The sequence below is a fragment of the Neisseria sp. HMSC070H10 genome, from assembly GCF_001837635.1.
Taxonomy (GTDB): domain Bacteria; phylum Pseudomonadota; class Gammaproteobacteria; order Burkholderiales; family Neisseriaceae; genus Neisseria; species Neisseria subflava_A.
In genome coordinates this window covers 203,621-218,099 of the sequence record NZ_KV833368.1, presented here as the reverse complement: position 1 = coordinate 218,099, position 14,479 = coordinate 203,621, and the positions used below count along the sequence as shown (strand labels likewise).

At 45.2% G+C, this 14,479-nt stretch carries 21 protein-coding genes and 2 pseudogenes; 3 read left to right on the top strand and 20 right to left on the bottom strand.

Going from position 1 to position 14,479, the window contains the following annotated elements; genetic code table 11:
• Nucleotides 1–26: 26 nt before the first annotated feature.
• The 18 genes and pseudogenes from HMPREF2606_RS05350 to HMPREF2606_RS05265 form a co-directional block, all read right to left on the bottom strand.
• Nucleotides 27–260, bottom strand: coding sequence for a glutaredoxin family protein (locus HMPREF2606_RS05350; RefSeq protein WP_070461515.1), 234 nt, complete (start codon nt 258–260; stop codon nt 27–29).
• 131 nt (nt 261–391) lie between these two features.
• On the bottom strand, nt 392–592 hold the full coding sequence (locus HMPREF2606_RS05345; RefSeq protein WP_003681978.1) for a (2Fe-2S)-binding protein: 201 nt from the start codon (nt 590–592) through the stop codon (nt 392–394).
• A gap of 227 nt (nt 593–819) precedes the next feature.
• Nucleotides 820–1,698, bottom strand: a complete 879-nt coding sequence (gene xerD / locus HMPREF2606_RS05340) for a site-specific tyrosine recombinase XerD (RefSeq protein ID WP_070713019.1) — start codon at nt 1,696–1,698, stop codon at nt 820–822.
• 76 nt (nt 1,699–1,774) lie between these two features.
• Nucleotides 1,775–2,218: a peroxiredoxin gene (locus HMPREF2606_RS05335; RefSeq protein ID WP_070713021.1), complete on the bottom strand. Its 444-nt coding sequence runs from the start codon at nt 2,216–2,218 to the stop codon at nt 1,775–1,777.
• A 36-nt stretch (nt 2,219–2,254) separates the two neighbouring features.
• Nucleotides 2,255–2,890, bottom strand: coding sequence for a deoxynucleoside kinase (locus HMPREF2606_RS05330; protein ID WP_070713023.1), 636 nt, complete (start codon nt 2,888–2,890; stop codon nt 2,255–2,257).
• Between the two features lie 97 nt (nt 2,891–2,987).
• Nucleotides 2,988–3,476, bottom strand: a complete 489-nt coding sequence (gene folK, locus HMPREF2606_RS05325; protein WP_070713025.1) for a 2-amino-4-hydroxy-6-hydroxymethyldihydropteridine diphosphokinase — start codon at nt 3,474–3,476, stop codon at nt 2,988–2,990.
• A gap of 15 nt (nt 3,477–3,491) precedes the next feature.
• A complete protein-coding gene (locus HMPREF2606_RS05320; protein ID WP_070713027.1) occupies nt 3,492–3,866 on the bottom strand; it encodes a SirB2 family protein in 375 nt (124 codons plus the stop codon).
• Between the two features lie 55 nt (nt 3,867–3,921).
• Nucleotides 3,922–4,491, bottom strand: a complete 570-nt coding sequence (locus HMPREF2606_RS05315; RefSeq protein WP_070713031.1) for a tRNA 5-(aminomethyl)-2-thiouridylate-methyltransferase MnmM — start codon at nt 4,489–4,491, stop codon at nt 3,922–3,924.
• A 78-nt stretch (nt 4,492–4,569) separates the two neighbouring features.
• Nucleotides 4,570–4,866, bottom strand: coding sequence for an RNA chaperone Hfq (gene hfq / locus HMPREF2606_RS05310; protein ID WP_036493792.1), 297 nt, complete (start codon nt 4,864–4,866; stop codon nt 4,570–4,572).
• Between the two features lie 297 nt (nt 4,867–5,163).
• Nucleotides 5,164–6,621: a ribosome biogenesis GTPase Der gene (gene der, locus HMPREF2606_RS05305; RefSeq protein WP_049331367.1), complete on the bottom strand. Its 1,458-nt coding sequence runs from the start codon at nt 6,619–6,621 to the stop codon at nt 5,164–5,166.
• 141 nt (nt 6,622–6,762) lie between these two features.
• Nucleotides 6,763–7,392: a YfgM family protein gene (locus HMPREF2606_RS05300; RefSeq protein ID WP_070713034.1), complete on the bottom strand. Its 630-nt coding sequence runs from the start codon at nt 7,390–7,392 to the stop codon at nt 6,763–6,765.
• Nucleotides 7,393–8,688, bottom strand: coding sequence for a histidine--tRNA ligase (hisS, locus tag HMPREF2606_RS05295; protein ID WP_070713413.1), 1,296 nt, complete (start codon nt 8,686–8,688; stop codon nt 7,393–7,395).
• Nucleotides 8,689–8,805: 117 nt separating this feature from the next.
• Nucleotides 8,806–9,462, bottom strand: coding sequence for a C39 family peptidase (locus tag HMPREF2606_RS05290; RefSeq protein ID WP_070713036.1), 657 nt, complete (start codon nt 9,460–9,462; stop codon nt 8,806–8,808).
• Between the two features lie 138 nt (nt 9,463–9,600).
• The gene (locus HMPREF2606_RS05285; protein WP_070713038.1) at nt 9,601–9,870 is read right to left on the bottom strand and encodes a hypothetical protein; all 270 of its coding nucleotides are present in this window, start codon (nt 9,868–9,870) and stop codon (nt 9,601–9,603) included.
• Between the two features lie 57 nt (nt 9,871–9,927).
• Entirely contained in the window at nt 9,928–10,386 is a 459-nt protein-coding gene (locus HMPREF2606_RS05280; RefSeq protein WP_070713041.1) for a hypothetical protein, read from the bottom strand.
• A 62-nt stretch (nt 10,387–10,448) separates the two neighbouring features.
• Nucleotides 10,449–10,727, bottom strand: coding sequence for a hypothetical protein (locus HMPREF2606_RS05275; protein WP_070713043.1), 279 nt, complete (start codon nt 10,725–10,727; stop codon nt 10,449–10,451).
• A gap of 114 nt (nt 10,728–10,841) precedes the next feature.
• Nucleotides 10,842–11,065: pseudogene (locus HMPREF2606_RS05270) on the bottom strand (hypothetical protein).
• Nucleotides 11,066–11,364: 299 nt separating this feature from the next.
• On the bottom strand, nt 11,365–11,652 hold the full coding sequence (locus tag HMPREF2606_RS05265; protein ID WP_070713047.1) for a hypothetical protein: 288 nt from the start codon (nt 11,650–11,652) through the stop codon (nt 11,365–11,367).
• A 296-nt stretch (nt 11,653–11,948) separates the two neighbouring features.
• Between HMPREF2606_RS05265 and HMPREF2606_RS11055 the strand changes: the two genes are divergently transcribed.
• The gene (locus HMPREF2606_RS11055; protein ID WP_168167220.1) at nt 11,949–12,086 is read left to right on the top strand and encodes a hypothetical protein; all 138 of its coding nucleotides are present in this window, start codon (nt 11,949–11,951) and stop codon (nt 12,084–12,086) included.
• Between the two features lie 108 nt (nt 12,087–12,194).
• Here the strand turns inward: HMPREF2606_RS11055 and HMPREF2606_RS05255 are convergent.
• Nucleotides 12,195–12,455: pseudogene (locus HMPREF2606_RS05255) on the bottom strand (meta-pathway of phenol degradation family protein); the annotation flags it as partial.
• A gap of 38 nt (nt 12,456–12,493) precedes the next feature.
• Between HMPREF2606_RS05255 and HMPREF2606_RS11130 the strand changes: the two are divergent.
• Entirely contained in the window at nt 12,494–12,829 is a 336-nt protein-coding gene (locus HMPREF2606_RS11130) for a hypothetical protein (RefSeq protein WP_283122346.1), read from the top strand.
• A 162-nt stretch (nt 12,830–12,991) separates the two neighbouring features.
• On the opposite strand, the gene HMPREF2606_RS05245 is transcribed toward HMPREF2606_RS11130, so the two are convergent.
• Nucleotides 12,992–13,294 (bottom strand): hypothetical protein, encoded by a 303-nt coding sequence (locus HMPREF2606_RS05245; RefSeq protein WP_070713054.1) that lies wholly within the window; start codon nt 13,292–13,294, stop codon nt 12,992–12,994.
• 211 nt (nt 13,295–13,505) lie between these two features.
• Here HMPREF2606_RS05245 and HMPREF2606_RS05240 point away from each other — a divergent pair, with 211 nt between their 5' ends.
• Nucleotides 13,506–14,429, top strand: a complete 924-nt coding sequence (locus HMPREF2606_RS05240; protein ID WP_070713055.1) for an RluA family pseudouridine synthase — start codon at nt 13,506–13,508, stop codon at nt 14,427–14,429.
• The last annotated feature ends 50 nt before the right edge of the window (nt 14,430–14,479 follow it).

The window sequence follows — 14,479 nt, the reverse complement described above, 5'->3', positions numbered from 1 at the left end:
TGAAATACAATATAGTCAACAGTTTGTTATGCACTCAAATGCGCTTTCAGTTTTTCCTCGTCCAAAAACCAATGGCAAATTTCGGTATCGCCATCCAGCAAAACAGGCACCAGCTCATTGTACTTTTCTTCTAAAACCGGATCGGCATCGACATCAACAATATCCAGTTCAAATCCAAACTGCTCCTGATAAGGCTTTAATTGTTCGCGCATTTTGTGGCACAGGCTGCAATATTCCCGAAACATCAAGGTCAGTTTCATGGCGGTTACTCTCGGAGGGACAAAAGCGGCCATTGTATAGCAAAATGCCGCCAAACCATACAGGCATAACAAAGGCCGTCTGAACAGGCGCGAGATAACGCCTTCAGACGGCCTTTGTGTGTATTCTGAAATTAAGACTGAACGTTAATACCTGCAGTCACGGTATTTTGGGCACTGCTTGCTGTCAAAAACGATGCAGCCAATTCGCCGCAGCAACCGCAACAAGTCGCCACGCCCAATTGAGCCTGCAAATCGCTCATGGTGGTTGCACCGGCGGCGATGGTCTCTTTGATGTCGTGGTCAGTAATGGCGTTGCAGATGCAGACAAACATGATGTGCTCCAATAATTTTGTTACCCTCTGTAATTGAGAGTAGGATTTATTCTTGAACGTAAATATAAATAAAAACGGTTTGCATTGCAATATTGGCACTGTCCTTTTGTTTTGAAATTTTTCTATGAAATTTTATATTATGATTGATATTTTATAATTTTAAATTTTGATAACCTTTCAGACGGCCTCAATAACAAAAAGCGGCATCTTCGAGATGCCGCCTTTATTTATGAACGGGAATGGTGTTCATCGACCATGTTTTTCAAACGGATATTGGCAACATGGGTATAAATCTGCGTGGTGTTGATATCGGAATGTCCCAACATCATCTGGACCGAACGCAAATCGACGCCGTGATTGACCAAATGCGTGGCAAAAGCATGGCGCAAACCGTGTGGGCTGAGCGAAGCAATACCGGCCGCTTCGGCATATTCTTTGACTATCATCCATGCAAGCTGACGGCTGATGCCGCTGCGTTTCTGGCTGACAAATACTTCGTCGCAAATTTTGTTTTTCAGCAACAACGGACGCGATTCGTTGCAATAGCGTTCCACCCAATATGCCGCTTCCTGTCCCAACGGAACCAGACGCAATTTGTCGCCCTTGCCTATGGTACGGATACTGCCGCGATGTAAATCGATATCGCTGAGCGTCAATTTGACGGCTTCGGTCACGCGCAAACCTGTTGCATACATGACTTCAAGCAAGGCTTTGTCGCGCAGTCCATGCGGCGTTTCCACATCCGGCGCAGCCAGCAGTGCGTCGATTTGGGCTTCGGTAATCAGCGTGGGCAGTTTGCGTTCCGATTTCGGCGCCTTGAGAAAACGGGTGGGATTGTCTGCTCTTTGGCCTGTTTCTTCCAACCAGCCGTACATACGCTTGCAAGCCGACAATGCCCGCGCTTGGGACGTGCTTTTTTCCCCCTCCGCATACACGGCATCAGACAGGGCAAATTCATCAGCACTCAACCAATCCTGCCCGCACTCGGCCAAACGCTCTGCGATTTTAACCAAATCACGGCGGTAACTTTGCAGCGTATTGTGGCTGAGCCGGTCTTGCAGCCAAAGGGATTCAAGCAGCTTGTCTATTAAATCGTCCATACTCATCAAACTGTATTGAAAGGCCGTCTGAACGGCATAACTTTACATCCGTTCAGACGGCCTTAGGTTTTCAAAGCCCTATTTAAGAGGCTTGAGAGATTGTATCCAAAACTTCCTGCGCGTGTCCGGCCACTTTGACTTTGCGCCACTCATGGGCAATTTCGCCGTTTTCGTCCAACACAAACGTGCTGCGCTCAATGCCGAGGGATTCTTTGCCGTAAAGCTTTTTCAGCTTGATCACGTCAAACAGTTTGCAGACGGTTTCTTCTTTATCGCTCAACAATTCAAACTGGAAGCCTTGTTTAGCGCAGAAATTCTGATGCGATTTAACGCCGTCACGCGAAATACCGACAACGGTATAGCCCAATGCTTTGAATTGTTCCAATCGGGCATTGAAATCCAAGCCTTCGGTGGTACAGCCGGGCGTGTTGTCTTTAGGATAAAAATAGACAACCAACGGCAAATGTTCGGCGGAGTTAAAATCGCTACCGGAAGAAGATGGGAGTGTGAATTGATATTTTGACATATTATTCCTTTCAGACGGCCTAAACCTAGCCTTCGTTTATTTTTCGCTTAAATTCAAATAACTGCGCGTACCTTGAAAATCTTCCAATGCGCGCAACAAAAGCTGGAAGTGGTCGTCATTGCCGGCCAAATCCAACTCATCGGCATTGACGGTCAGCAAAGGCGCGCTTTGATACAAATGGAAGAAATGGCTGTATTCGTCATGCACCCGTCCCAAATAGCCTTCGGGGAACAAGCTGATAATGCCTTCGTGACGTTTTTGCAGACGTTTGCGGTTGTTTTCGACGGCTGTTTGCAGATAAATCACCACATCGGGCTCTGCGTATTGCGGCAGAATACGTTGCTTCATATCGGCAAAAAGCTGCTGCTCGTCATCATTCAAAACGATAGGCGTAAAAATACGGTCTTTTTCCGGCAAAAAATCAGCCACAACCATTCCGCCTTGCGCACATTGGTCTTCAATAATATTCACGCTTTCAGCGCGGCGCATCAGGAAGAAAAGTTCGGCAGCCAAGCCATTATTGGAAACATTGCTGTAAAACTTTATGAGAAACGGATTGTGATCCGGATTCTCCGACAACAGCAACGCACTGAAATGCTCTGCCAAGCGGCGGCTCAAAGCAGTCTTGCCGCTACCGATGGCGCCTTCGACAACAATATAACGAGGATTCATAGTAACTCTTTGTAATGTGTTTCCCAACAATATTTTATAGCAAAAAAGGCGTGTCCAACACGCCCTTTCTTGTTTTAGTCCGTTTTTCAGACGGCCCTTATTCTTTCAGCAGGCGAATACCCTGTCCGCCCAAAGCCTGAGCCAAATCAGCCGCACGGCCATGCTCGCCCAACTCGAAATCCGGAAGGATTTCGGCCAGAGGCAACATAACGAAACTGCGCTCATGCGCGCGCGGATGCGGCAAGGTCAGATGCGGGTCATCGCCGCGGATACCGTCAAAATCGATAATGTCCAAATCCAAGGTGCGCGGCGCATTGCGGAAGGTACGTTCGCGCCCGAATTCGGCCTCGATGCGGTTTAACTCTGCCAACAGCGCTACGCCGTCCAATGATGTTTTCACCGCACAAACCGCGTTCACAAAATCTGGCTGATCGTCATAGCCGACCGGCACAGTCAGATACAAGGAAGAAGTCTTTTCGAGCCGGATATGCGGATGCGCGTCCAATTCGGCCAAAGCAGCGCGAACCTGTTCGGCAGGATTGGCAAGATTGCTGCCCAAAGCGATAACGGCAAAATGCGGATACATTTCAGACGGCCTCTTTTAAAACGGCAGCGTTTTGGTTTTGGCAAGGAAAACAATCGTGGCAACACACGACATGGCCAAAACGTAGATGATATAGAATTTCGGCGAACGCGGACGCGAACGCATCATAATCATGCCTAACACAATATAAACCAGCAACAGCAGGATTTTCATGCCGAGCCACGGCGCATTGAACGGCGAAAAATGGGTAATCTTCATCAGCCACAAGCCGGTAAACAGCAACATGGTGTCGTTCAAATGCGGCATGGCTTTCCAAATGCCTGACAACGGTTTCTCAGGATGACGCCAGAGCAGGAAAAAACGGATGTTGAACAACAGGATGGTAATGGCAACGAAAATCTGATGGCTGTATTTTACAAACAGATATTGCATGGCAGTTTCTTATGTTAAAGGTTGAAAAACAAAGCAGCTATTTTACCGCAAACATCTATTTCTGACGCAACTTTTCAATCGCCAGCAGATAGGGAGGTGCATTGCGGCGGTTGACAAAGCCATAACGTAACACGGCAAAGGCTTCCTGCGGCAAAGTTTCCGCCCATTGCACAATCGCTTCAGCCTCTATTCGGCCGGCTTCATGCCCCGGATACAATACCGCCACGGCAAGCCCGCCCTCTTTCAGCAAACCCAAAGTATCCGTCAGCGCACGGATGCTGCTTTCCGCTTCAGTCGTACAGCTTTTATCGCCACCTGGCAGCCAACCGAAATTAAATACTGCGGCATCTAGAGGCTCGTCGATATAAGACAAAAGGTTTTCATGGCCGTCATGTATCAGGACTACCCGACCATCTACACCGTTTTCTTTCAGACGGCCTTGGGTTTGCGCCAGTGCTTTAGATTGCACATCAAACGCCCACACCCTACCCGTCTCGCCAACCAACTGCGCCAACAGCAAAGTATCATGCCCGTTTCCGGCCGTCGCATCCAAAGCGTGGCCGCCTGATTTTAAGGCTTGTCGTAACAGGGAGTGTGCAAAGGGAAGAATGTTTTCAAGCAGCATGATAAAGGTCGTCTGAAAATAAAAATACCCTACCGCAAAAGCGGTAAGGTATTGAAAAACAGGAATGCGTTACATCATTTATTCGGCAGGTTGTTGCACAGTCTCAACTTGAACCGGAGCAGCTGCGGCAGCGGCTTGAGGTTGTTTGTTTTCGTGTTGCAGGCTGACTGCGCGTGCAGGAACGATTGTTGAGATAGCGTGTTTGTAAACCATTTGAGTGACGGAAGTATTACGCAGCAGAACAACGTACTGGTCGAATGATTCCACTTGACCTTGCAGCTTGATGCCGTTTACCAAGTAGATTGAAACCGGAACGTGCTCTTTACGCAACGCATTCAAAAAAGGATCTTGTAACATTTGTCCTTTAGCTGTCATATTCTTGAGCTCCATTATTATGATTGTAAAGACGCCAAAATCGGCGTTTGATGGGATTGTAGCCCCGAATAGGATAAATTACCAACTATTTTTTTCTATCACACCATTTAGGAATCCAGCAATAAGGGAACTTCCCGTCAAACCGACTGTTTCATTTCCATATTCACAACAATTCCAAATTCAAATTTGATGTTTTTTAAAATTCGGCAAATCCTATCGAAAATATGCCATGAAGTTCTAACAAGCTGTTTTTCATTATAAAAAGGCCGTCTGAAATTGTTCAGACGGCCTTTGTGCTTATTTGCTGAATTGTTTTTTCACGCTGACTTTGGTTTTCTTCTTGAAGCGGTTTTTCTCTTCCTTGCGGCCTTCGCGTTTCTCAATACGGTTACTCAGGCTGACACGGCGCAGCGGTTTTTTCTTCGGTTTGTCTTCCGCATTTTCATACGGGTTTTCCGAAACATTGTATTGAATCCGCAGCGGCGTGCCTTGCAGGTTGAAGGCTTTGCGGAACGTTTGGGTCAGATAACGTGTGTAGCTGTCAGAAATGGCATGCAGCGAATTGCCGTGAACCACAATCACCGGCGGATTCATGCCGCCCTGGTGGGCATAACGCATTTTCGGACGCACCAAACCAGCACGTGGCGGCTGTTGACGCTCGATCGCGCTTTGCAATACGCGCGTGATTTTCGGCGTCGGCATCTTAATCATCGCCGCATTATAGGCAGCCTGAATGCTTTCAAACAAACCGTCTATACCGCGCTCTTTCAATGCAGAAATAAAGTGGAACTTAGCAAAATCAAGGAAATACAGTTTGCGGTTGATATCGCGTTTCACTTGCTCTCGGCGCTCTTCGCTGATACCGTCCCATTTATTGACTGCCACCACCAAAGCACGGCCTGCTTCCAAAGCAAAACCTGCAATCGTCGCATCTTGATCGGCGATATCTTGTTGCGCGTCCAATACCAAAACGGCAACGTTTGCCGCTTCAACTGCCTGCATGGCTTTGATAACGGAGAACTTTTCTACTGCTTCATCCACTTTGCCGCGACGGCGCACACCTGCGGTATCGATGATGGTAAACGGCTTGCCTTCGCGTTCAAAATCGATATGGATACTGTCGCGCGTCGTGCCTGCCATATCAAAGGCAATCACGCGTTCTTCGCCGAGGATGGCGTTTACCAAGGTTGATTTACCGACATTTGGACGGCCGATTACAGCAAAAACAGGATGTTTCGCTTCTTCCTCTTCCTTTTCAGGCTCGGGGAAGGTTTCCAAAATATCTTCAATCAGATAATACACGCCATCGCCGTGCGCACCTGAAATCACATAAGGGTCGCCCAAGGCAAGCTCGTAGAACTCGGCGGCAAGCACAGCCCTATTGCCGCCCTCGCCCTTATTCACGGCCAAATAAACAGGACGTGGGCTTTGGCGCAAACGGTCGGCAATGATTTTGTCTTGCGGGGTCAAGCCGGTACGGCCGTCCACCAAAAATACAACCGCATCGGCTTCATCGACAGCCTGCAAGGTCTGTTTTGCCATTTCGTGCAAAATGCCGCTGTCCACAACCGGCTCAAAACCGCCGGTATCGATGACCAAATAAGGTTTGCTGCCGACTTTGCCATGACCGTAATGTCGGTCACGCGTCAGGCCGGGCAGGTCATGCACAAGCGCGTCTTTGGTGCGCGTCAAACGGTTGAATAAAGTAGATTTGCCGACATTGGGGCGGCCGACAAGCGCGATGGTTGGTTTCATGATTGAGTCTTTCTGTGTCAAGTGTCGCCTAAAAACGGGAGCGGAACACAAGCAGGTGTATTAAAAACACGGTTGATAAGGATAAGTGTAGGCCGTCTGAAAAGTCATTGCAACTTCAGACGGCCTTGATTTCAAACAAACTTATTTCAAGCTGTCAATTTTCATTTGCAGCAATTCGCGGCCTACTGCGGTCTGCGGCATTTTGCTTAAAGCAGCTTCGTAACTTTGCACGGCTTCTTTGGTTTTATTTTGGGCAACGTAAACATCGCCTTTGGTTTCCAGCATCAAAGGCTCGAAATCAGCCTCAACCTGAGTATTCAGGGCATTGATGGCGGCATCGTATTTTTTCTGCTGCAAGAGGACAACGCCCAAACGCTGAGCTGCCAAAGCTTGAACCAGCGGTGCGTTTTGGTTTTTCAGTACCCAATTCAAATGACCTTCCGCCACATCATAACGGCCGGCATCAAACTCGGTCGCCGCTACCATCAACGTAGCTTGGGCTGTCGAAATAGAATCAGGATAGTTTTTTTGCAATTCGGCCAAATCGGCGTTGATGGCTTTAGGGTCGGTTTTTTGCTGCGCCTTTTCCACCATTTGCGCCAATACGGCGGCGGCTTCCTGATCTTTTGAAGTTTTTTGGCCTTGGTAAATGGTGTAACCCAAATACCCCAAAGCCGCCACGATCAGCAAGGCAAAGATCCAACGGCCGGTTTTTTTCCAAAAATATTTAAAGTTGTCTAACTCTTGTTGTTCTTCCAAATGGGCTGCCATTTATGCGTTCTTCCATTGTTGTAAAGTGTCTGTCAAATCAGCGGCGGCAACAGTTTGTTGTTCGTGCTTGCCCTTCATATCTTTCAGGGTAACCGTACCGTTTGCCAGCTCATCCTGAGCCACAATCAGGGCAAAGCGTGCGCCACTATTGTCTGCTTTTTTCATTTGCGCCTTCAGGCTTTGGTAGCCGGAATGCTGCATCACATTGAAGCCTTGAGCGCGCAAGGCTTGCGCGTATTTCATCACCTGCAAGTCCGCACCTTCGCCTTGGTGCATTGCATAGACATCAGGCGCGGCGTTCACTTCCAGTGAGCCGTATTCGCTCACCAAAAGCAGCAGGCGCTCAATACCCATCGCAAAGCCGATAGACGGCGCAGGCTTACCGCCAAGTTCTTCAATCAAACCATCGTAACGGCCGCCACCGCACACAGTCGCCTGCGCGCCGAGTTTGTCGGTCGTCCACTCAAAAACCGTCTGATTGTAATAATCCAAACCACGGACCAAGCGCGGATTTTCAATATATTGAATACCCAAACCGTCCAACATCGCCTTGAAGCGTGCATAGTGGTTTTGCGAAGCCTCGCCCAAGTAATCCACCAGACGCGGCGCCGCGTTGCAGATTTCCTGCAAATCAGGATTTTTCGTATCCAAAACGCGCAAAGGATTGGTTTTCAGACGGCGTTTACTGTCTTCATCCAGTTGCGCCTCATAGCGGGTCAAATATTCAACCAATGCCGCACGGTGTGCCGCGCGTTCCTCACGGTTGCCCAAGCTGTTGATTTCCAAAGTCAGGTATTCGCGAATACCCAATTTCTCCCATAAGTCGGCAGACATCGCGATGATTTCCGCATCAATATCCGGCCCTTCAAAACCCAAAGCCTCGATACCGACCTGATGGAACTGACGATAACGGCCTTTTTGCGGACGCTCGCGGCGGAACATTGGCCCCATATACCACAGCTTTTGCGGGCTGTTGTACAGAAGGTTGTGTTCGACCACCGCACGCAGACAAGAAGCCGTACCTTCAGGGCGCAGGCTCAAACTCAAAGAATCGTTTGAATCGGAGAAGGTGTACATTTCCTTGCCGACCACATCGGTTTCCTCGCCGATGGAGCGGACAAACAAACCGGTTTGCTCGACAATCGGCGTACGGATTTGCTGATAGCCGTAAGCGCGTGTCCAACGGCCGACCGTATCTTCAAACGCCTGCCAAAACGCAGCCGTCAGTTTGAAATCTTTTTGTTCGACAGGTAAAAGGTCGTTCATACCTTTTACAGATTGAATTTTTTGTGCCATTTCAATATGGGATAAGCGAAAATCAAATAGTTGGGCATTATAGCTGATTTTTAAGGGTTTGTGAGATTGGGAACAAATCAAAAGGCCGTCTGAAAAAGTTTTCAGACGGCCTTTGACTCACTCTACACGCCGTAGCCTGATTTGTTTGACTGCAAATTCCGTCTGACGCTTGGGATGATGTGTAAAAAACAATTTATTTGAAATCGTCTCCGCTTTTTTCGGTACGACAGCCAAAATCTTACCTGCCAAATTTCCCTCACGGGTTTTCCAAGCATCTAAAAACTGCGCCTTGCTCATGGAAACATGACCCAGCGACGGGTCGGCAAGCAAAACCGTATTGCCGTCTATGCCGCGCAATACCGAGAAATGATCATCCTTGCGGTATTTCAAATACACGATGACGGGGATTTTCAACTGCGCGAGTTGCTCGAAAGACAGGGCATAGCCTTTCGCCTCAAAACCCAAATCAGGCATGATGCGCTGCATATCCTCAAACGACGCGCGCATCTGTTCCTTATCCAGCTTTTTCAACACTTCTTCCTCCGTCAGCTTTTGCCCGTAAAAATTGTTCAAAAGCGTCGCCACCGAAGCCGCCCCGCAGGAAAAATCCAAATCCTGCTTCACAATATTGAAATCGCGCCTCTCTTTCCAACTTTGCACTTTGATTTTTCCGTAAACAACAGGATTATCATTAAACATAGGTGCAGCATTCAGAGGATTGGATAAAGAAACGGCAATAGGCACTGACAGAAAAATACGTTTAAACATCATCATACATTCTAAAGATATATGTAAAAGGTCGTCTGAAAAGGTTTTCAGACGACCTCTTACATAATTATTCTTAATAGTATAAATAGTAAGGGATATAACAGGTATTAGGGGCAAACCATGTTGCACCATGACCTACTGCCCTTACCGCTTCTTAGACAGTCTTTTTACGAATACCATCATCAGGATTGTCCAAAAAAAAATATTTGATAAATATATTGCAAGATATTTTATTCCAACTTCATCCGAAACAGAAACTAATATATTTTTAATTAATACATAGCCGATTATTACATTTATTATTCCTATAATATATAAGGATCTTCCCAAAATTTTTTTTGATTTTATTTTAGGCATATCTTTTATCCATACTAAAATACAGCCCAATGTCGAAAAGAAAATAACAGGAAACACTACCTTACCTCCTCTTGCTTCCAACCAAACCGATAGCAGGTTTGGTTGGAAATTGGTTTATTTATTTATAAACACTATTTCCATATCTTCCGATATAAAAAAATACTTATCAAACTTCTCAAAATTAAGTTCTATTTTTTCCATATTATTCAGATCAGTATTATCTCCTATGATACGGAGAACTACATTTCCTAACAAGCAAAGATTATGAACTACATGAACCAGTTCGGTGGAAGGTGTATATCCACCTTGCAACTTAATATTATTTTTTTGTGCATTTTTTACCTGTAAATTAAATTTTTTAGAATTCTCTTCGTAGGAAAGAATCGTCCCTTCCGGAAAAATGACTGTTCTGCACAGTAATTTGTCCGCATTATTATAATGCAGCGTATTTTTTGAAAAAAATAATTTATTATTTGGAAATTTTCTTATAATTTCAGAACTTGACCAACGGCTATTTTTTAAAAAAGAAACCTGCTCGTTATTAGTACTATCAATTTCAAATTCAATTATCATCGCTACCCCTCTTAAAATACACAATATGCTTGGGCAATTATTGCCCAAGCCCGCAACAAATTCTAATTATTTTGGAGTCTTAGCCAATTGGCGTCCATAAAAAATATGAGCCCTCGAACTACTGGGGTAGCATATCTTGCAGCAACAAAAGTACCTATCATAGTTAAATACCCAAGTGCCACCAACGGCGCCATCGCCCCTTCAGCCTCCTTCATCTCCTTCTGAGAAAGCTCCGCCAACTGCATAGGCGTATCTGCCTGCGTGTGGAACACTTGGCTTTCAAATGTCTGATTGTCGAAGCTGTTTGCCATTGCGGGAGCAATCATCGTCAGAATCATCATGGCTGCGGTGATTTGTTTTTTTTCATAACAAATTCTTGGGGAGGAGATAATGTTCCATCAAAATCCTCCTGAAAGGCTGCCTGAAATTTCCAAGCAGCCTTTTTTGTTTGCTTATTAATCGGATAGTGCAACAAATATAAAGTAGACGGCAATCATTGCCGTAACGGCAGCCATAACTGTTTTATTTTCTTCAAACCAAAGCGAGTTTAGAAACATGGCCATCAAGAAATATGATGGTTTTTCAGTTTTGCCGCTGCTTTCTTGAATTATAAGATAAAATATAAATATGGCAGTTATACCAATTGCTGTTTTATTAAAATATATTTGTTTTTCATAATATTGTATAGTTTTTAATGCAAGTTTCAACAATAAATTTCGGAATAAGATAGAGAGATGTTGATATATCAGATAAATATACAAAACAATCAAGAAAACTATTGGCGGTATGCATAATCTTGAATTTCATTTTTTGATGAAATTAAAATAATGAAATATATGCTTACCATTATAATGAAAGTTTTAGCCTCCTGATTGCAGTATTTCAAACCCAAGATAAATAATTAATAAAATTATTAAAAATCAAAAACTTAGGTTTTTTTCTTAATGGCCATACCGGTTAGCTTATTCTTCAAATATTTTATTTAATTTTATTCATTATTTCCCCAACTGTTTCGGCAATAAATAACAAAAAATAACATAATAAGATAACAGAACAGGAAAATAAAAATAAATCTTTCATTATCTCAGTAATAAAATTCCAAAGATTTTCCTTATTTCCATCAATAATAAAAATTATCAGGTCATGAATAAAGAATACTGCAAAGAAAATACTTCCTGCCGTTAGAGATATTTTTAATCTGCTTATTTTCCCTTCGCTATATTTACCTGATAAATAGCCTAAAAAAGCTGCAATCAAATCATCCATTTTAAAAGTTTCTGTAAAAACAGGTAATGTCTTTAATTCATTACCTGTTTGTTATGATTTATCTACACCATACGCGATTTGCACCATTGTTGGCAAGTGTACTATTTACTCTCCATATGTTTGCTCCTGCATTTGTCAGGCTGGGAATAAATTTGACTCCTCCACTGGCAATTGCCCCCACAGTACCAAATGATGTGCCAATGACAGCACCTGTTGCTACGTTACCTGCACATTTGGCATTGTCCCATTTGTAATGACCCTGATAGGCACCCCATGCATAGCCGGCACCTCCCCATATGCCTCCTGTAATACCGCCGGCTACCCAAGGAGCAAAAGCCCACTCAGTCTCTCTCATCTCTTACGACAACAGTTCCGCCAACTGCATCATCGGCGCATCTGCCCGCGTATGGAATACTTGGTTTTCAAATGTCTGATTGTCCACATCGCCGGAGCGGCAATCATCGTCAAATCATCACGGCTGCGGTGATTTGTTTTTTCATAACAACTCCTTTGGATTACAACGTTGGAAAATCAAAATCTGCTTAAAACGTATGCTGTACGCCCAATTTCAGTTCGGAGCTGCTCTGCCCTGAAGCGTTGAAACGTGCGGATGCGTTTAAAGACGTGGCTTTGGAGAAGCCGAAGCCTGCGCCGAGATGGGCGTAGGTAGATGTATTCCTTGCGGATTCTTTTTTGCCGTCCAGACGGTCGGGCTGCTTGCCCAGCCATTGGATGCCGCCTGTGAGGCTGATCCTGTCGTTGGCGGCGAAGGAGATATTGGGATTCAGCATCCAGTAGTTGCCCAATATGAAAAAACTACCCTCCCTTTTTCTCCCAAGCAATGGCTACAAATAAGGCCACAAATAATCAAACGAAAATAGATTTAGTCAAAAAGGTTTACCTGACCAAAGTGGATTTAGGCTCTGAACACAATCGTGTTACTACGCTTGAATTGCAAAAAATCATCCGACAATTCAATAAATTCGACACAAATATCCGTAAGCAACCCGATATGGAGATGGGATGTGACATGCCGATACATTACTACTTGGGCTTTGGTCAGGATCATCCTGATAACTTCCATAAAACTTTGCAAATCAAGGTCACTTCTCCCTATACCGTCCGGCAACATTTAAACAATTTGACGGCCATAGGGTCGGTGCAGATTTCACGTTGAAATATACGAAAAACCGTTGTTTAATAGATGATTTTAAGATGATTGGCGATCAAACCAGCATCAAAACCGATTACAAACTTGTTTTGCGCAAACAAAAATGTGAGTGAGCCGACAAAACAAAAGGGCTGCCGAAACAAATGAAGCAACCCTTTGATTTTGAAATCAAGGTCGTGAAGGATGCGGATTTAAGCGGACAGGCGGCAAATTAGGTTTTCCGTATTGGGAAACAGCTTGTCTGCCTGAAGCTGCTTTTCCTGACTGCATGACGCCGCTATCGTTGCGTATTGGATGTGCGGCATACTCGTCTTGATTTAATTGTGAACCTTCTTCATTGACTTCATGCTCTGCCACAAGTTCATACTCATTATCGTATGCCTTACTCTTGCCAAGCTGAACTTCCCCTCCCGCCATAGAGGATACGGAAAATACGGATAACATGATGATTATGCCGATTTTTCTCTGCATAATATTCTCCTTTTCTCAAAAATTGCTTCTTTATCATTTCTTTAATTCATGCCATAAAAGCAAGCTCAAACAAAACCAGTTTATCTGGTTCCATTTATAGAGGCTATTTAAACACAAAACCTGCATCAATACATATCTATTATTAGAAGTTTATTTTCCATATAAACAAGGCCGTCTGAAAAAATCCTAAAAACCGAGTACAATCCGCCGCATGAAAAAATGTACCAATCCCCTCCCCCTTTTAGACGGTGTCAAACCCAGCTACTTGGTTTTGCCGCATGAAAAGCAGTTTTACGGCTTGCCGCTGCTGCATTTTCTATGCGCTCATTTTCCCTTTGTCGGCGAAGAAAACTGGCGGCGGCGGCTGAACAGCGGTTTTGTGGTGGGCGCGGATGGCGTGCCGTTTGATGAGAATACCTTGTTCGAACCCGGCAAGACGATGTTTTATTACCGTGAAACCAGCCGTGAGAGCGAGCCGCGTATTCCGTTTGAAGAAAAGATTTTGCATATTGACGAGCATTTGATTGTAGTGGACAAACCGCATTTTCTGCCCGTCATCCCCAGCGGCAGGTTTTTGCGGGAAACCTTGCTCACGCGCCTGCGTCTGCGGCCGGAATTGCAGCATTTGAATGTTGAAGACATTACGCCGATTCATCGCTTGGACAAAGATACGGCAGGCGTTATGCTGCTTTCGCTCAACCCTGCCACGCGTCGTGGTTATCAGACCATGTTCCAAGAAAAAACCGTCCGAAAAACCTATGAAGCGGTGGCGCCGACGCGGACGGATTTGGACTATCCGCTGGATATTTCATCCCGAATGGAACGCGGCGAAAAATTCTTTCTCACGCGTGAAACGGAAGGCGAACCCAACGCCCACACAACCATCGAGCTTATCGAAAACCGCGGCGCCTTCAGCCTCTACCGCCTCACGCCGCATACCGGAAAGAAACACCAGCTCCGCGTGCATATGATGAGTTTGAATATGCCGCTGATGAACGATGCGCTTTACCCTACCCCATTGGCGGCCGGTGATGAAGACTACGACAAACCTTTAAAACTTCTGGCTAAAAAAATAGAGTTTATCGATCCTGTCAGTGGAGAAATCCGCGTATTTGAAAGCGGTTTTGCGCTTTAAGTTATCCAATCCAATAAAAAAGGCCGTCTGAAATTGTTCAGACGGCCTTT